The sequence below is a fragment of the Streptomyces aurantiaciflavus genome (genome assembly GCF_049808595.1).
GTDB lineage: Bacteria > Actinomycetota > Actinomycetes > Streptomycetales > Streptomycetaceae > Streptomyces.
The window spans coordinates 168,295-185,767 of record NZ_JBNCAQ010000011.1; the positions used below are offsets into that span (position 1 = coordinate 168,295).

15 protein-coding genes are annotated in these 17,473 nt (G+C 70.3%); 6 read left to right on the forward strand and 9 right to left on the reverse strand.

Features of this window, described 5'->3' with window-relative positions; genetic code table 11:
- Positions 1-50: 50 nt before the first annotated feature.
- Together ACPT94_RS15530 and ACPT94_RS15535 are read right to left on the reverse strand one after the other, a co-directional pair.
- Positions 51-389, reverse strand: coding sequence for a hypothetical protein (locus ACPT94_RS15530; protein WP_360351906.1), 339 nt, complete (start codon positions 387-389; stop codon positions 51-53).
- Positions 390-394: 5 nt separating this feature from the next.
- Positions 395-598, reverse strand: coding sequence for a hypothetical protein (locus ACPT94_RS15535; protein ID WP_425246065.1), 204 nt, complete (start codon positions 596-598; stop codon positions 395-397).
- A gap of 86 nt (positions 599-684) precedes the next feature.
- Between ACPT94_RS15535 and ACPT94_RS15540 the strand changes: the two genes are divergently transcribed.
- The gene (locus tag ACPT94_RS15540; protein ID WP_360351909.1) at positions 685-1,698 is read left to right on the forward strand and encodes a helix-turn-helix transcriptional regulator; all 1,014 of its coding nucleotides are present in this window, start codon (positions 685-687) and stop codon (positions 1,696-1,698) included.
- Between the two features lie 17 nt (positions 1,699-1,715).
- Positions 1,716-2,699: a helix-turn-helix transcriptional regulator gene (locus tag ACPT94_RS15545; protein ID WP_360351912.1), complete on the forward strand. Its 984-nt coding sequence runs from the start codon at positions 1,716-1,718 to the stop codon at positions 2,697-2,699.
- On the opposite strand, the gene ACPT94_RS15550 is transcribed toward ACPT94_RS15545, so the two are convergent.
- Positions 2,662-3,696: a helix-turn-helix transcriptional regulator gene (locus ACPT94_RS15550; RefSeq protein WP_360351915.1), complete on the reverse strand. Its 1,035-nt coding sequence runs from the start codon at positions 3,694-3,696 to the stop codon at positions 2,662-2,664. The genes ACPT94_RS15545 and ACPT94_RS15550 overlap by 38 nt on opposite strands.
- Positions 3,697-4,063: 367 nt before the next feature.
- On the opposite strand from ACPT94_RS15550, the gene ACPT94_RS15555 reads away from it, so the two are divergent.
- Positions 4,064-4,444, forward strand: coding sequence for a winged helix-turn-helix transcriptional regulator (locus tag ACPT94_RS15555; RefSeq protein ID WP_360351918.1), 381 nt, complete (start codon positions 4,064-4,066; stop codon positions 4,442-4,444).
- A 76-nt stretch (positions 4,445-4,520) separates the two neighbouring features.
- On the opposite strand, the gene ACPT94_RS15560 is transcribed toward ACPT94_RS15555, so the two are convergent.
- Entirely contained in the window at positions 4,521-5,636 is a 1,116-nt protein-coding gene (locus tag ACPT94_RS15560; RefSeq protein WP_360351920.1) for a sugar ABC transporter substrate-binding protein, read from the reverse strand.
- A 346-nt stretch (positions 5,637-5,982) separates the two neighbouring features.
- Here ACPT94_RS15560 and ACPT94_RS15565 point away from each other — a divergent pair, with 346 nt between their 5' ends.
- From ACPT94_RS15565 to ACPT94_RS15575, 3 genes are all read left to right on the forward strand, one after another.
- Positions 5,983-7,935: a PA14 domain-containing protein gene (locus tag ACPT94_RS15565; RefSeq protein WP_425246066.1), complete on the forward strand. Its 1,953-nt coding sequence runs from the start codon at positions 5,983-5,985 to the stop codon at positions 7,933-7,935.
- 279 nt (positions 7,936-8,214) lie between these two features.
- Positions 8,215-9,531 carry a hypothetical protein gene (locus ACPT94_RS15570; protein ID WP_360351925.1) on the forward strand — a complete coding sequence of 439 codons (1,317 nt, stop codon included), beginning with the start codon at positions 8,215-8,217 and terminating at the stop codon, positions 9,529-9,531.
- Between the two features lie 150 nt (positions 9,532-9,681).
- A complete protein-coding gene (locus ACPT94_RS15575) occupies positions 9,682-11,733 on the forward strand; it encodes a PA14 domain-containing protein (protein ID WP_360351928.1) in 2,052 nt (683 codons plus the stop codon).
- A gap of 245 nt (positions 11,734-11,978) precedes the next feature.
- On the opposite strand, the gene ACPT94_RS15580 is transcribed toward ACPT94_RS15575, so the two are convergent.
- The 5 genes from ACPT94_RS15580 to ACPT94_RS15600 form a co-directional block, all read right to left on the reverse strand.
- Positions 11,979-12,428, reverse strand: coding sequence for a heat shock protein transcriptional repressor HspR (locus ACPT94_RS15580; protein ID WP_360346063.1), 450 nt, complete (start codon positions 12,426-12,428; stop codon positions 11,979-11,981).
- Positions 12,429-12,432: 4 nt separating this feature from the next.
- Positions 12,433-13,611, reverse strand: a complete 1,179-nt coding sequence (gene dnaJ, locus ACPT94_RS15585) for a molecular chaperone DnaJ (protein WP_425246067.1) — start codon at positions 13,609-13,611, stop codon at positions 12,433-12,435.
- Positions 13,612-13,644: 33 nt separating this feature from the next.
- Positions 13,645-14,307 (reverse strand): nucleotide exchange factor GrpE, encoded by a 663-nt coding sequence (gene grpE, locus ACPT94_RS15590; protein ID WP_360346059.1) that lies wholly within the window; start codon positions 14,305-14,307, stop codon positions 13,645-13,647.
- Complete coding sequence (dnaK, locus tag ACPT94_RS15595) at positions 14,304-16,151, reverse strand: molecular chaperone DnaK (protein ID WP_360346057.1); 1,848 nt, start codon at positions 16,149-16,151, stop codon at positions 14,304-14,306. Before dnaK ends, grpE begins: the two co-directional genes overlap by 4 nt.
- 95 nt (positions 16,152-16,246) lie before the next feature.
- On the reverse strand, positions 16,247-17,371 hold the full coding sequence (locus tag ACPT94_RS15600; protein ID WP_425246068.1) for an MraY family glycosyltransferase: 1,125 nt from the start codon (positions 17,369-17,371) through the stop codon (positions 16,247-16,249).
- Positions 17,372-17,473 lie beyond the last annotated feature (102 nt).

Sequence of the window (17,473 nt, forward strand, 5' to 3'; positions counted from 1 at the left end):
CCGCTGCGGGGGGAAGCACCTGAGCGATCTTTTACGACGGGGGAATCGCGTCAGGCACTGCGGGGGGTGGCTGAAATGGTCCTGGGGGTGGCGGGGCTCGCCGACTCCGCCAGCTGGTGGTCGCGCTGGTCGAGGTTCACGAAGATCATTCCGTACCGGATGGCACACCGTACGGGCTGTGGCGCGCCCCGAGGCCGCCGCAGGCACCGATAGGCCCTTACGTCCCCGTCCTCGTCCCGCGTGACGACCACCGGTTCTCCGAACACGGTCACCATCAACGAGTCACCGCTGTGGGGGATGGCGGTGACCAGGTCGATGAAGTGCCAGCCGGAGCGGTAGGCGGTGGCCATTTCACGGCGGAAGGAACGGTCGTCGGGTGGTGTGGTCATCTCGATCAGTCCCACCTGCTGTCAAAGGGGACGGCCGGCGTGTCCTCGATGACGGCCGCGGCAGTCACGACCCCATCACCACTCGTCTTGTGCACGTCGCTCTTCGCTTCGGAGAGGCCGACCAGGGTTCCGACGGCCACAACGGCGGAGAAGGCGGCGACAAGCACCGAGCGAAGCATTCTCTTACGCATAGTCGGCTTCGTCCTCACTTGAAGGTCCCCTCTTCCCCCGTCGAGTAAGACGATGGCTCATTCAGGCACGTCATGGCCACACGATCGGTGCATCATGTTCCTGCATGTTCAGGACCCTGGGGGGTGGAGATTTGGCAACAAATGGGACTAAGGCGACACATCCCCATGCGGTGACCGAGCTGTGTGAGGAGGGAAGCCGCCTTTATGCGAACGCCCTGCGCACCGGTCGCATCCAGCGGGCGGATGTCGAGCCCGCTCCCTGCCTGATGGAGTTCGCCCTTCTCCACCCCGACCCCGACGACGCGAACTGGCTGCGTCCGGTTCCGCCGTCGGTCGCCCTGGCCCAGCGCCTGCACCCCATCGAGCGCGAGATCACCGAGAGCCGCCGGCTGTCGATCGCGCTCACCGAGGCCTTCGAACCCTTCATGGCCCTCAGCGCCCGGGAGACCGCCTCCACCCACTCGATCACGGTGCTGGAGGGCCTGGACCGCATCAACGCGGCGCTCGACCTCGCGACCTCCCAGTGCAGCACCGAGATGCTCACGGTCCAGCCCAGCGGCCACCGCAGCCCCGAGAACCGGCTCCTGGAGGCGCTGGAGCGCGACAAGCCGCTCATCGAGCGCGGAGTGCGCATCCGCACCCTCTACCAGCACACCGCCCGCTACAGCCCCGACCGCCTCGCCTACGTGGACCAGTTCACCGACGGCAAGGTCGAGTACCGCACCATCGACGAACTCGTCGAGCGCCTGATCATCTGCGACGAGGCCGTCGCCTTCATACCCATCCGCGACGACCGCCAGGTCGCCCTGGAACTGCGGCACCCGGGCCTCGTCCGCTACCTGATCAAGGTCTTCGAGTTCATGTGGGGCCGCGCGGTGCCCCTGAGAGCGGGCACACCGTACGAGACCGACCCGGACGGCATCACCGACATCCAGCACTCCATCGCCAAGCTCCTCGTCGAGGGTCACGTCGACGAGGCCATCGCCCGCCGGCTGGGTATGAACGTACGCACCTGCCGCGCCCACATCGCCAAGCTCGCCACCGCCCTGGGCAGCGGCAGCCGCGCCCAACTCGGCTATCTCATCGCCCAGTCGGGCATCCTGGAGCGCGAGCACTGAACCCGAAGGAGCCACGCGTGACCGCGGCAGCGCACGACCACGGAACGGAGGAGCCCTGCGAGGCGGGCCTGGAGCTCTACGCGCGCGCCCTGCGCTCGGGCCCCGTCCCGGCGGACGAGGCGGCGCTGCACCCCTGCCTGGTCGACACCGGGCTCCTGCGGCCGGACCGCAGTGACCCGGACCGGCTGCACCCGCTGGCCCCGGCCGTCGCCCTGCCCCGGCTGCTGCGCACCATCGCCGACGACATCGCCCGCCGCCGCCGGCAGGAGACCTGGCTGGCCGAGGTGTTCGAACCCCTCCTCGCGCTCGCCGTCCCCAGCGCCGAACCGGCCGACGCCGCCGAACTCCGCCTGATCAGCGGCCTCGACCGGATCAACCAGGTCCTCACCCGGACCATGACCCACGCCTCCGGCGAAGTGCTCGCCATCCAGCCGCACGCCGGCCATGTGGGTCCGCCGCCCGAGGCCCACGCCGCGGCGCTCGACCGCGACCAGGCCTTCCTCGACCGCGGCGGCCGTATCCGCACCCTCTACCAGCACACCACCCGCCACATGCCCACGGTCCAGGCCCGCTACGAACGGCTGCGCGGCGATGTGGAGGCCCGCACCCTCGACGAGATCACCGACCGCCTCCTCATCGTCGACCGCGTGGTCGCCTTCATCCCCGCCAGCAAGGACCGCACACTGGCCCTGGAGGTCCGCCACCCCGCCCTGATCGACTACTTCGCCACCACCTTCGACCGCCTCTGGCGGCTGGCGACGCCGATGTACCCCGAGGCCGTCAACCAGCCCACCCTCAACGGCGTCACGCCCCGCCAGCGGGCCATCGCCGCCCTCCTCGTCGAGGGCCACACCGACACCGTCATCGCCGACCGCCTCGGCATGAACGTGCGCACCGCCCGCGTCCACATCGCCAAACTGGCCGCCACCCTCGGCAGCGAGAGCCGCGCCCAACTGGGCTATCTCATCGGGCGGTCGGGGATCCTCGACCGGGAAGGATGACGGGAGCGTCCACCTCGGGAAGCGGCCCGTGCAGGCCCACCTGGGCGATCCGCACCCCCAACTGCGTACGGCTCGCCGCGCCCAGCGTCTCCGACAGGCGGGCGATGTGCGCCCGGCAGGTACGGACGCTGATGCCCAGGCGTTCCGCGATCACCGCGTCCTGGTGGCCCTCCGCCAGCAGCGCCGCGATGGACTGCTCGCGGTGCGAGACGCCCTCGACACGGGTGTCGGGGAGCGGCGCGGTCAGCGGGATCGCCAGCCGCCACAGCCGTTCGAACACCGTGACCAGGTAGGCGATCAGGGCCGGGTGGCGCAGCTCCAGCGCCATCGTGCGGTCGGCGTTCGCGGGGATGAAGGCGACCGTGCGGTCGAAGAGGATCAGCCGGTCGATGACCTCGTCGAGGGTGCGCGCCTCGACCGCGTCCCCCATCAGCTCCAGATAGGTGAGCAGGCCCTGACCGTGCCGGGCCACGTGGTTGTACAGGTCCCGCATGCGCACGCCCCGCCCGCGCAGCGCCAGCGCCCGGTGCAGGCCCTCCGACAGCTCGTGCTCGCGCCGGATGCCGCCGGGCTGGACCGTCAGCACCTCCGTCGTGCACGCCTCCGTCGCCGCGTCCAGGGCCCCCTGGATGCGTGAGTCACCGTCGAGTACGCGGATCGCCGCGCCCTCCCCGGCGCCGGCCGGGGCAGGCCCGCCCAGGCCCGCGTACCACTCGAAGGCGGCCACCGCCGAGCCCATCCGCCGCTGGCTCGCGCTGACCTCGTCGTACAGTCCGCGCAGCAGCCGGGTCATGACCTCCTGCGGGGAGGTCGGCACCAGCCAGTCCATGTCGTCGGGATCCGGGTGGAGCAGGGCGAGTTCCAGCAGACAGGGCACCGGCTCGGCGTCCCGGCGCGGTACCCGGCCCCGCCGTACGGCCCGGGAATACACGCGATCCCCGGCCTCGCACAGTCGGTCAGCACCGTGAGGATGCTCCTCCGTCCCGTGCCCGGCCATCGCCCATCCCACCCCCGCTGTCCGCCTCTTCCGCAGCGCAACTATGCGCGGCCCCGGACCGGCTCCGCAACACGGCTCCACGCGCCGGCCCCGCGGAAAACCACCCATCCGTACGGCTGTGTCCCGGCCTCCACCCCTCGCACTGCAACAAGCTGGGGGGTGGACGCCGAGGTTCAGCCCGGCGGCCCGGGGAGGACGACCCGGGTGCGGAGAGGGGATCAGCGTGATGGCCATGGGTGCCCCCTCCCCGCCCTGAGCGGGACCTCGTCCCGGCCAAGGCACTCGTGGTCACTTGTGGTTACTGGGGAACCGTTGGAGAGTGGCCACTGACAGGGAAGAACGCACTTTTCGGTGACTGGGGAACCTGATGGCGACCAAGCAGTTCAAGGGCACACCCGAGGACGCGGACCTGAGGCGCGCGGACTCGCTGGCGCGGGAGATCTTCTCGGACGTCGCCAACAAGTGGGCGCTCCTGATCATCGAGGGCCTCGGTGAACGCACCCTGCGGTTCAGCGAGTTGCGGGACGAGATCGAGGGCGTCAGCCACAAGATGCTCACCCAGAACCTGCGCATGCTGGAACGCAACGGCCTGGTGGAGCGGACCGTGCACCCCACCGTGCCGCCGCGGGTCGAGTACACCCTCACGGAACCGGGCCGATCCCTGCGCGCGACGGTCGACGCGATGTGCGACTGGACGCACCGGTACCTCGGCCACATCGAGGCCGCCCGCCACCGCTTCGGCACCTGAGGGTCGAGAGCCGGTGAGCTGACGCACGACGGAGGGGGGTACGCGGTGTCGCGTACCCCCCTTCAGTCGGCGCCGGTTACTTCTCGAGGCCGATCGCCTTGCACGCCGTCTCGTACTTGCGGGTGCAGATGTCGGACACCTTGTAGATGCCGTCCGCGATGACCGTCTCCTCGATGTTGCTCTTCGTCAGCGCGACCACGGTCACCAGGTTGGCCCTGATGTCCTTGTTCGTGGGGCTGTCGACCTTGTCGCGGGTGAGGGCGTCGAACTGGATGTCACGGCCCTGAACCTTGGCGACGGCCATCTCCGCGGCGGCCTCGGCCATCGTCGGGTAGGGCTTGTACACGCTCATGTACTGCTCGCCGGTGATGATCCGCTGCACCGCCGACAGCTCCGCGTCCTGGCCGGTGATCGGGGGCAGGTCGCTGTCGCTGACGCCCGCGGCCTTCAGGGCCTTGATGATGCCGCCGGCCATGGCGTCGTTGGCGGAGTAGACCCCGGCGATGTCCTTCTTGCCGATCTTGTTGATCGCCTCGGTCATCTCGGTCTGGGCGATCCCCGGGTCCCACTTCTGGGTGTCGTAGGAGGCGGAGATCGTCACCCGGCCGTTGAGCTCCGACATCGCGCCGTCCTTGAACTGCTTGGCGTTCGGGTCGGTGGGCGAGCCGTTGATCATGACGATCTTGTCGGAGACGTCGGCCGAGCCGAGCGCCTCCACCAGGGTGCGGCCCTGCACCTCGCCGACCAGCTCGTTGTCGAAGGAGACGTACGCGTCGATCGGGCCCTCGGCCAGCCGGTCGTAGGCGATGACGGGGATGCCGGCGTCCTTGGCCTTCTGCACCGTGGGCGCGATGGCCTTGGCGTCGACGGCGTCCAGCAGGATGATGTCGACCTTGTCGTCGATCATCCGCTCCATCTGGGTCACCTGGGTGTCCGGGTCGGCGGCCGCGTTGGCGTACTCCGTCTTGGCCTTGTTCTGGGTGAGGGAGGCGATCTTCGCCTTGATGATCGGGTAGTCGAACTGCTCGTACCGGGTGTTCGTCTTCTCCGGCATGAGCACGCCCACCGTGATGTCGTTGCTCTTGGTCGGCGTCGCCTCGCCGGCTTCCTCTGACGCGCCCAGCATGCCGCATCCGGCGAGCGAGAGGGACAGCGTGGAGGAGGCCACGGCCAGGGCGATACGACGACGCATTCGGGGGCTCACTTCAGGTGCAGTTCCGGCCCTGGGTGCGAGATGTCGACCCAGGTGTCTGAAAAAGCCAACGCGGCGGCAGCCGCCGACGTCAAGCGCTACTACTTAACGAAGTAGCAACATCACCCTCCGCTTAGCGTGTGAAGACGCATGGAGACGGGACGGAGGGAGCGCGGAGAGATGGCAAAAACCCCTTCGACCACCCTCTACGGGTCCTCCACCCAAGCGGACTTCACGAAACGGCAAACAACCGCACAACCAACTCCGTTGCTCGCGAGTCGTGATCGTCGGCGGTGTTTCTGTCGCACCGCCCTCCCGATCCCGAGCAGAGGACCGCATGGACCGCATGCCCACAGCCAGACTCGCGACGGCCGTCGTGCTCGCCACGACCGGCGGTCTGCTCAGCACGGTCACCACGCCCGCCTCGGCCGCGACGAGTTGCGCCTCACCGGTCTACCAACGGCAGCTCTTCGCCAACACCACCTTCTCCGGCACCCCGAAGAAGACCGACTGCGACGCCGCGATCAACGAGACCTGGGGCGCGGGCGCCCCCGCCACCGGCCTGCCCGCCAACAACTTCTCCGTCCGCTGGACGATGACCCGCGACTTCGGATCCGGCGGCCCCTTCGCCTTCACCGCCGCCGCCCAGGACGGCATCCGCGTCTACGTCGACGGCGTCCGCAAGGTCGACCTGTGGAAGAACGTCTCCTCCACGGTCTCCAGGACGCTCAACCTCACCATCCCCTCCGGCAGACACACCCTCCGCGTCGATTACGCCAACTGGACGGGCCGAGCGAACGTCAGGTTCACCTACGCCCCCCGGACTTCGGCGACCGTCGACAAGGTGCGGCCGCTCGCCCCGACCGGGGCAGCCATCGGCTACTTCCCCGACGCCAACAAGGCCAACTTCATCTGGTCGAAGAACAAGGAGATGGACCTGGCGGGTTACCGGGTCTACCGCCGTGCGGCCGGCTCCTCCGCCTGGACGAAGCTCACCACCACGACGTCGAACACGTACACCGACTCCCCGCCGACGGACGGCCGGTTCTACTTCTACGAGGTCCGCGCCTACGACAAGGCGGGCAATGTCTCGCCCGGCTCGGGGGACCGGGGGATCACCAGCGACGACCGCGTCGCCCCCGCGACCCCCGCCGGCGTCAGGGCCACCTCCACGAAGACGGCCAACACCCTGTCCTGGACCGCGGTGCCGACCGCGGCCCAGTACGAGATCGTCCGCGCGAACACGGCCGACGGCCCCTACACGAGCCTCGTGAAGGTCCAGAGCACGTCGTACGCCGACGTCCTCGCCCCGGCCGACGTGCCGGTCTTCTACAAGGTGCGCGCACTGGACGCGTCCGCGAACCCGTCGCCGTACTCCAAGGTCGTCACCGCCACGCGCGACACCGTGGCGCCGGGCGCTCCGCAGGGCCTGAAGGTCGTCGCGGAGGACGCGGGCGGTGTGACGCTGACCTGGCTGAACGGCGGCTCGGACGCGGTGCGCTACAACCTCTACCGCGCGACCTCGTTCGGCTCCGCCTCGGTCAGGATCGGGACGACGGCCACCCAGACCTTCCGCGACACCACGGGAGACGCGGGACAGCCGTACGTCTACTACGTGACCGCCCTGGACGCGGCCGGCAACGAGTCCCCCGGGCAGGCGACGACGGCCACCCGCAAGGTCGGCCCGAGCAGCGCCCCCAAGACGCCCTCCCTGGGGCTGGCCCGTATCGTCGGCGACCGCTTCGTCCTGGAGTGGAGCCAGAACGGCCAGGTCCCGGTGAGCAGCTACACGGTGTACCGCTCGCGCACCTCCCCGGTGGACACGACCAACCCGTCGAACGCCTACGTCACCGTCACGGGCACGTCCTACGAGACGACGGTCTCCGAGGCCGAACACGGCTACTACTACGCGGTCGTCGCCACCTCGACGTACGGCGTCCGCTCCGCCGCCTCCGACTCCGAGCTGCCCACGGTGAGCGAGGTCCCGCCGCCCGGCCCCACCCAGGTGTACGAGGTGACACCCGGCGACGGCCAGGTCCAGCTGGTCTGGGGCGCCGTACCGATCGGCCCGGGCGAACCCGCCGTCACCGGCTACCGCGTCTACCGCTCCACCACCCCCGGCGTCACCAAGGCCGACGCCGAGGCGACGTACTTCGTCGGCGGCGGCGACCGCTACACCGACACCGGCCTGACCAACGGCACGACGTACTACTACGCCGTCACGTCGGTCAACGCGGCCGGTCTGGAGTCGCCCCTGTCGCCGGAGGTCTCGGCGACCCCCGCCGCCCCCCAGAGCTGAAGGAGCCCATGACGATGGCGTATCGACAATCCGGCCGTGACCTGCGGAATTGCCGCTTCCGGCGCTGTTGCGAAGTGGTGACGAAGCGGCAGTTGATCACATATGAAGACTGAGTGAAGATAGGTGGACCGTGAGCCGCCGGGGGGACAGCAGGACCGGCCGGTACGCGGACACCTCTCTCGTCTCAGTGCGTTTCCCAGAACCGGTCCACCGTTTCCCGTACTCCGTACTCGTACGCGCCGGTTCCCTTTCCGTCTCACTCCTTGGGGGAAATCCACCATGTCCGCGTCCGTCGCGTCCGTCGCGTCCGCTCGTCCCGTCGCCGCCCGCCGTCTGCGCACCCTGGCCGCGACCACCGTCGTCGCCGCCGTCGCCGGCACCGCCTTCCTTCCGGTGACCGCCTTCGCGGCCGACCAGACGCAGGCCAGTGCCAAGCCGCTGACCATGACGCTGGGCACGCCCACCCCGGAGGGCCCGCTCAAGCGGGGCGGGGCGACGGAGTCGATGACCCTGAAGGTCACCAACTCCTCCGACAAGGCACAGAAGTTCGCGGCCTGGCTGCTGGGCGAGGCGGACGGTCCGAGCCCGCTGCTGAAGGACTCCGTGGTCTTCGACGTCACCGCGGTCGACGCGCCCGCCACCAAGTCCCAGGTCGGGCGGCAGGACGGCGCCTGGCAGGGGCTGTTCTTCCCGGCCACCGGCGACGCCTCCGACAGCTTCTCGATCCCCGCGAAGACCGAGTTCACCTGGAAGGTCACCGTCGGGCTCGGCGCCAACTACCCCACCAACGACGGCAACTTCAAGCTGATCGCGGACGCGCTGGAAGGCGAGGTCGACGCCGACCGGACCCGCAACACCGTCGTCTTCAAGACGGACCCGCAGATCACGCCGGGCAAGCTGAACGTGGCCTGGGGGCGGGAGGACGACGTCGTCGCCCGCCCGGGCCGACGCGCCGGCCTGACGCTGAACGCCACCGCCACCGGCCCCGGCGAGTTCCCGGCCGAGCTGAGCCGCAGCGTCTCCGCGCAGGGCTTCCGCGAGGGCGCCGGTCACCCGGACTTCATCCTGGAGGCCGAGGTCGGCGGCAAGATCGTGAAGCTCAAGGAGCTCAACGAGAGCGAGTGGGAACTGCCCGCCATCCCGAAGGGCTTCAGCGCGGCCTCGGGCAAGAACAGCATCAGGCTGTACCTGTCCCTGGGCAAGAACACCGACATCAAGAAGGACACCGAGGTGCCGCTGGAGGCCCTGTTCTCCATGGAGGACGCCTGGGGCTTCAACGGCGCCCGGACCGAGGTGCCGGCCGGCCCGGCGGAGACCACCCCGGGCTCCCCGTCGGCCTCCCCGTCTCCTTCGGCTTCCGCCTCGCCCTCCCCGTCCGCCTCCACCTCCGCGACCCCGTCGCCGTCCACCTCCACCACCCCGGCGGCCGCCACGACGACGACCACCACCACGGACACGACCACGACCACCACCGGCGCCCTGGCCGACACCGGCTCCAGCGCGAGCAAGCAAGCGGCCCTCGCCACCGCCCTGGTGCTCGTGGGCGGCGCGGCCACCTGGCTCGGCGCCCGCCGCCGTCGGGGGACGCGCGCCTGACGCCGCGTCACCACAACGAAGGGCCCGGAGGAAGCGGTTCGTCCTCCGGGCCCTTCGGCGCCGTACAACCAATCCGGGTGCTGGCAGGTCCATTCCAACGGCGGCTGATCTCCGTCGTCACCGGACAGGACCGAAGGACTCAAGCACCGAATGACCCGAGCCCGACGCACGACCGCTGCCACAGCCACCGCGGCCGTGCTCGCCACCGCGGGCGGCCTGCTCGCCGTCACCGCGGCGCCCGCCTCCGCGGCCGTCACCTGCACCTCGCCCGTCTTCAAGCGGCAGCTCTTCGCGAACACCGCCTTCTCCGGTACGCCGAAGAAGACCGACTGCGACGCCGCGATCAACGAGAACTGGGGCGCCGGCGCGCCCGCCACCGGCCTGCCGGCGAACAACTTCGGCGTCCGCTGGACCGTCACCCGCGACTTCGGCTCCGGCGGCCCCTTCGCGCTGAACGCCGCCGTCCAGGACGGCATCCGCGTCTACGTCGACGGCGTCCGCAAGGTCGACCTGTGGAAGAACGTGTCGACGACGGTGAAGAAGACCGTCAACGTCACCGTCCCGGCCGGCAGGCACACCCTCCGCGTCGACTACGTGAACTGGACGGGCAACGCCAACGTCGGCCTCACGTACACACCGCGGACCTCCGCGACCGTCGACACGGTCGCGCCGCTGGCGCCGAGGGGCGTCTGGACGTCGTACGACAACGTCGGTCTCAAGGCGTACGTGCGCTGGGCGAAGAACTACGAGATGGACCTCGCCGGGTACCACGTCTACCGGCGGCTCTCGGGAAGCACCAGCTGGTCCCGGGTGAACAGCGCCCTGCTGACGGGCACGGGCTACACCGACACCCCGCCGCCCACCGGCCAGGCCTACTCCTACGAGGTCCGCGCCGTGGACAAGGCCGGACGGGTGTCGCCCGGTTCGGCGGACGTCTCCGTCACCACCGTCGACCGTACGGGCCCGGCGGCACCGACCGGCCTGGCCGTCACCGGTGAATGCTACGGAAACCGGCTCGCCTGGAACCCCGTGACGGGCGCCGCCAAGTACCGGGTGGAGTACTCCGCGCAGGCCTCGGGCCCCTTCACCCTGCTGGACCTCACCACGGACACGCGTTACCGCGACCTCGACGCCCCGTGCAACGCGCTGCGGTACTACCGCGTCCTGGCCCTGGACCCGCTCGGCAACCCGTCGGCTCCCTCGGCCACGGTGGTCGGCGACGGAGTGGACCGGACCCCGCCGGAGGCGCCCTTCGAGACGAAGGCATGGGCAGACGCATCGAACGTGGACGTCTACTGGAAGGTGTCGGCCTCGACCCAGGCGGACATCACGCAGGAGGGCACGTTCCGGGTCTACCGCTCCGCGGGCACCACGGTCTCCCCCGACGCGCAGCCCCTCAGCTGCGAGGTCCGGGCGCCCGGGGGCACCTCCTCCTCCACCCCGTGGTACGAGGCCATCTGCCCGAGCACCGACGACTGGAACGCCGACAGCGTCTACGCCTACGCGGTCACCGCCGTCGACCAGTTCGGCAACGAGTCCCCGCGCACGACCGTGATCGCCCGTAACCAGGACGCGGTGCCGCCCGCCCCCGTGACCGGGCTGAAGGCCACACCCCGCAGGGACGGCGTCCTCGTGGAGTGGAACGCGAGCCCCGAGGCGGACGTGTCGACCTACGACGTCCTCTACGGCGTGATGAAGGACGGCAAGCCCGAGTGGCTGGGCCCCTGCAACAACGGTTCCATCGGGAACACCGCCCAGCTGTGCATCAACCTGCCCGACGGCGAGGAGTACGTCTTCACCGCCGTGGCCGACGACCGGTGGGGCAACCAGCTGCCCTTCACCGACCCCTCGGTGCCCTACGTGACCGCGACCGAGCTCGATGTGCGTCCCTCGGTCCCGGCCCCCGAGGGCAGCCCGGTCTCCGTCACCAGCGGCTGGAGCCTGTACAAGTGGATGCCCGTGTCCTGGAAGTGCGCGCCCGGAGCGGACTGCTCCCAGGTGACGGGCTACCACGTGGACCGCTGGGACCCGGCGCTGGGCGCGTACGTACGCCTCACCCAGGCCCCGCTCACCACCGACCACTACGAGGACCCCGGCGTCAAGCTCGGTGACACCTACTTCTACCGCGTCACCGCGGTCATGGCCGACGGCTCGGAGAGCGTCCCGGGCACCGGCTGGCGCCTGTACGCCGCCACGGTCTAGTGCCGCGGCAGGCAACGTTTGCCCGTTGAGGAGCGGCGTCCGGTGCGTGCTCTCGGTGTGCCGGCCGGAAGCCCTCGTACTGGATGTACTTGGGCTTTCGGCCGGTGCGGCGAGAGGGCGTGCCGGGCGTCGCGACGGGGCGAACGTTGCCTGTCGCGGCACTAGTACGGGCCGGCCCACGCGGCAGGGCCCGTCACCCCACCGGGTGACGGGCCCTGCCGCATACCGCTGAAACGGCTGGTCCGTCAGTCCGTCTGCTGCCGCTTCGGCCGCCACACCACCAGCGCGCTGGTCTGCTGGACCTCCTGGTACGGCACCAGATCGCGGCGGTAGGACGCGTGGACCGCCGCCTCGCGCTGCTGCATCGCCGCCGCCGCGCCTTCCAGGGCGTCCTGGAGTTCGGCGACCCGGGACTGCAGCGCCGCGACCTGGTTCTCCAGTTCGATGATCCGCTTGATGCCGGCCAGGTTGATGCCCTCGTCCTGGGACAACTGCTGGACGGTGCGCAGCAATTCGATGTCACGCGCCGAGTAGCGGCGGCCCCGGCCGGCCGTGCGGTCCGGGGACACCAGGCCCAGACGGTCGTACTGGCGCAGCGTCTGCGGGTGCAGGCCGGAGAGCTGGGCCGCCACCGAGATGACGTAGACCGGGGTCTCCTCGGTCAGTTCATACGGGTTGCGTCGACGGCCATCCATCTGATCAAGCTCCCTTCGCGGCCTGGAACAGCTCCGCCCGCGGGTCCTCCCCCGCGGTCGCCTCGCGATACGCCTCGAGCGCGTCACGAGCCTTCCCCGTCAGGTCCTTCGGGACACTCACCTCGACGGTGACCAACAGGTCGCCGCGGGTGCCGTCCTTGCGGACCGCGCCCTTGCCCCGGGCGCGCATGGTGCGTCCGTTGGGCGTGCCGGGCGGCAGCTTCAGCGTGAGCGCCGGGCCGCCGAGGGTGGGAACACGGACCTCGCCGCCGAGGGCCGCCTCCGCGAAGGTCACCGGCACCGTCACCGTGAGGTTGTCGTCCTTGCGGCCGAAGACCGGGTGCGGGTCGACATGGACGACGACGTACAGGTCGCCGGACGGGCCGCCGCGCTCGCCGGGGGCGCCCTTGCCGCGCAGCCGGATGCGCTGCCCGTCGGTGACGCCCGCGGGGATGCGGACCTGCATCGTGCGGGACGACTTGGCGCGGCCGCTGCCCTTGCACTCCAGGCAGGGGTGCTCGGCTATCAGGCCGCGGCCCTTGCAGTCGGGGCAGGGGTCGGTGAGGGAGAACCCTCCGCCGGATCCCCGCGCCACCTGGCCGGTGCCGACGCAGGTCGGGCACACGCGTGGCGTGCCGTTCTTGTCGCCGGTGCCGGAGCAGGCCTTGCACGGGGACTGCGAGGTCATGCGCAGCGGGACCGTCGCGCCCTCGATCGCCTCGGTGAAGCTGAGGGTGACCTCGGTGTCGATGTCCTGGCCCCGCCGGGGCTGGGTGCGGGCGCCCGTGGTGCCGCCGCGGTTGAACAGGCCCCCGAAGACGTCACCGAGCCCGCCGCCGAAGCCGCCGGCCCCCCCGCCGCCGCTCTGGGCGCCTCCGAAGAGGTCGCCCAGGTCGAAGTTGAAGGAGCCGCCGCCCGCGCCCGGCCCGGGGCGGAAGCCGCCGTTGCCGAAGAGGGCGCGTGCCTCGTCGTACTCCTTGCGCTTCTTGGGGTCGCCGAGGACGTCGTTCGCCTCGGAGATCTCCTTGAAGCGCTCCTCGGCCTTGGTGTTGCCCTTGTTGGCGTCCGGGTGGAACTCGCGGGCGAGCTTCCGGTACGCCTTCTTGATCTCGGCCTCGGTGGCGTCCTTGGGGACGCCGAGGACCTTGTAGTAGTCCTTCTCGATGAAGTCCTTGGTGCTCATCCTCGACGTCCCTCCTCTCTCATCGATTCAAGCTCAGCCCTCGTCCGGGCCACCGCTCTCCTTGTCGTCGGCCGCCGCGTCGGTCTCCTCGGCCGGCTTGACCGTCTGGGCCCCCGGCTGGGGTTCGGCCACCGCCACCCGCGCGGGGCGGATGGTGCGCTCGCCGATCCGGTACCCGGGCTGCAGAATCGCCACGCACGTCGTCTCGGTGACGTCCGGCGCGTAGCTGTGCATCAGGGCCTCGTGGATCGTCGGGTCGAAGGGCTCGCCCTCCTTGCCGAACTGCTGCAGACCCATCTTCGCCGCGACGGTCTCCAGCGACTCGGCGACCGACTTGAAGCCGCCGACGAGCTCGCCGTGTTCCCGGGCGCGGCCGATGTCGTCGAGCACGGGCAGGAGCTCGGTCAGGAGGTTCGCGATGGCGATCTCCTTGACCGCTATCCGGTCGCGCTCGACGCGGCGGCGGTAGTTCTGGTACTCGGCCTGGAGGCGCTGGAGGTCCGCGGTGCGCTCGCCGAGCGCGGTGCGGGCCTGGTCCAGCTGGGCCGTCAGGCTGGTGATCTGTGCGTTCACGTCCCCGGCCGGGGCCGCGCCCTCCTCCGGCGAGGGGGCGGCGGCCTTCGGCTCGGCGTCGTCGGGGGTGGCGCCGGAGGGGACGTCGGGCTTCTCCTCGAAGCCCGGGGTCTCCTCCGTCACGCGGCACCGTCCTTGCGCTCGTCGTCCACGATCTCGGCGTCCACGACGTCGTCGTCGGCGGCCTTGCCGCCGGCGGTGGCGCCCTCGGGGCCGCCCGCGGCCTGCGCGGCCTGGGCGTCGGCGTACATGGCCTGGCCCAGCTTCTGCGAGACGGCGGCGACCTTCTCGGTGGCGGTGCGGATCTCGGCGGTGTCCTCGCCCTTGAGCTTCTCCTTCAGCTCGGCGACGGCCTCCTCGACCTCGGTCTTGATCTCGCCGGGGACCTTGTCCTCGTTGTCCTTGAGGAACTTCTCGGTCTGGTAGACCAGCTGCTCGCCCTGGTTGCGGGCCTCGGCGGCCTCGCGGCGGCGGTGGTCCTCCTCCGCGTACTGCTCGGCCTCCTGGCGCATGCGGTCGACCTCGTCCTTCGGCAGCGAGGAGCCGCCGGTGACGGTCATCTTCTGCTCCTTGCCCGTGCCGAGGTCCTTCGCGGTCACGTGCATGATGCCGTTGGCGTCGATGTCGAAGGACACCTCGATCTGCGGGACACCGCGGGGCGCCGGCGGCAGACCGGTCAGCTCGAACATGCCGAGCTTCTTGTTGTACGCCGCGATCTCGCGCTCGCCCTGGTAGACCTGGATCTGCACCGACGGCTGGTTGTCCTCGGCCGTCGTGAAGATCTCAGAACGCTTCGTCGGGATCGTGGTGTTGCGCTCGATGAGCTTCGTCATGATGCCGCCCTTGGTCTCGATACCGAGGGACAGCGGGGTCACGTCGAGGAGCAGGACGTCCTTGACCTCACCCTTCAGCACACCGGCCTGGAGCGAGGCGCCGATGGCGACGACCTCGTCCGGGTTCACACCCTTGTTGGCCTCCTTGCCGCCGGTCAGCTCCTTGACGAGCTCGGCGACGGCGGGCATACGGGTGGAGCCACCGACGAGGACGACGTGGTCGATCTCGGCGAGCTGGATGCCGGCGTCCTTGATGACGTTGTGGAACGGCGTCTTGCAGCGCTCCAGCAGGTCCGCGGTCAGCTGCTGGAACTGGGCGCGGGTGAGCTTCTCGTCCAGGTGCAGCGGGCCCTCGGCGGACGCGGTGATGTAGGGCAGGTTGATCGAGGTCTCGGTGGAGGAGGACAGCTCGATCTTCGCCTTCTCGGCAGCCTCACGCAGACGCTGCAGAGCCATCTTGTCCTTGCTCAGGTCCACGCCGTGGCCGGCCTGGAACTGCTTGACCAGGTAGTCGACGACGCGCTGGTCCCAGTCGTCACCACCGAGGTGGTTGTCGCCGTTGGTGGCCTTCACCTCGACGACGCCGTCACCGATCTCCAGGAGGGACACGTCGAAGGTGCCGCCGCCGAGGTCGAAGACGAGGATCGTCTGGTCGTCCTTGTCGAGGCCGTACGCGAGCGCGGCCGCGGTGGGCTCGTTGACGATACGCAGGACGTTGAGACCGGCGATCTCGCCGGCTTCCTTCGTCGCCTGGCGCTCGGAGTCGTTGAAGTAGGCCGGGACGGTGATGACCGCGTCGGTCACCTTCTCGCCCAGGTAGGCCTCGGCGTCCCGCTTCAGCTTCTGCAGGATGAACGCGGAGATCTGCTGCGGGTTGAAGGGCTTCCCGTCGAGCTCGATCTTCCAGTCGGTGCCCATGTGGCGCTTCACCGAGCGGATGGTCCGGTCCACGTTCGTGACCGCCTGGCGCTTGGCGACCTCGCCGACCAGCACCTCGCCGTTCTTGGCGAAGGCGACGACGGACGGCGTGGTCCTGGCACCCTCGGCGTTGGTGATGACGGTGGGCTCGCCGCCCTCCAGAACGCTGACGACGGAGTTAGTCGTGCCCAGGTCGATGCCGACCGCACGTGCCATGGTGATCTTCCTCCAGCTGACTTGAGTGGAACGGACTCAAGTGTGCACGAGGCTCGCCCACGGGTCAACAGACCTGAGTCGACGGGACTCAACTCTTATCCGCTCCTTACACGCAAGGACCCGCTGACCTGCGAGGAAGGCATCCGACGAGGTGCCCGCAGGGGTGATTCCGCCGACCGTCGAGGGGGCTGCACCGAGGACACAGGTTGACGCCGAGGCCGGGCACGCGCGCGTACGGCACCCTCACCGGGACGCCCGTACACCGGCACCCGCCACAGCCCGAGGACGACGACCGGGACGCCGCCCGCCACCCACAGCACCGCCTGCACGCTCAGCCAGCCCATGTGCACGAGCGTCCCGACGAGTACCCCCGTGAAGGCCACGACACCGATGAGCACGGTCACCCCCTGCGGGGTGAGCCCGAGCCGGCGCAGCCGGTGGGCGAGATGGTCGGGAGCCCGGCGCAGCAGCGGGCGTCCGGCGGTGCGCCGGGCCAGCAGCACGAGCAGGACGTCCACGGCGGCGATCGCGGTGAGCGCGAGCAGCACCCCCGCGCCGGCCACCACCTCGTGCCCCGCGCGAGCGATGACGGCCGACGCGGCGAGCAGGAAGCCGGCGAACAGGGCGCCGCAGCCGCCGAGCGCCACGCGCGCGGGAGGCCAGTTGTGCATCAGGAACCCGGTCAGCGCGGCGGCCAGCACACTCAGCAGCACCGCGAGCCCGTCCATCACCTCGGCCGCCGCGCACGCCCCGACCCCGAAGGCGGTGACGACCCCGACGGTGCCGGCCACCCCGTCGGCGTGATCCAGCGCCCGGAAGGCGAGCGCCACACAGGTGATCCACCCTGCGGCCACGACCCCCGCGACGACGCCGGTGTCGCCGTACGGCACGACGAAGCCCGCCGCGACGGCCGTACCGACCACCAGGAACCGCGCCTTCAGCCGCCACACATCGGCGACCAGTCCGAGCGCGGCGACCGCGCCGCCCAAGCCGAGCAGCACGCCGATCCCCTCCCCCAGCGGGGCGATGCCCGTCCAGTCCCCGGCGCCGGTGACGAGACAGGTGGCGAGGACGACGGCCGCTCCCCCGGACAGCGGCACCCGCCGCTGCCGCTGCCGCCGGTCGACCAGCCCGAGACGCAGGGCGGGCGCGCGCAGCAGCGCGGCGAGGACGGCGGTGAGGAGCAGGGCGGTGGCGGCGGCGGCGATCCCGTAGAGCACGGACATAAATTAGCCAGAAATGTACCAATTTGGTACGAATAACACGGTCGGATTGCACGGTTTCCGGAACGGCCCCCGCCTGCACCCCTGAGGCAACCCTCA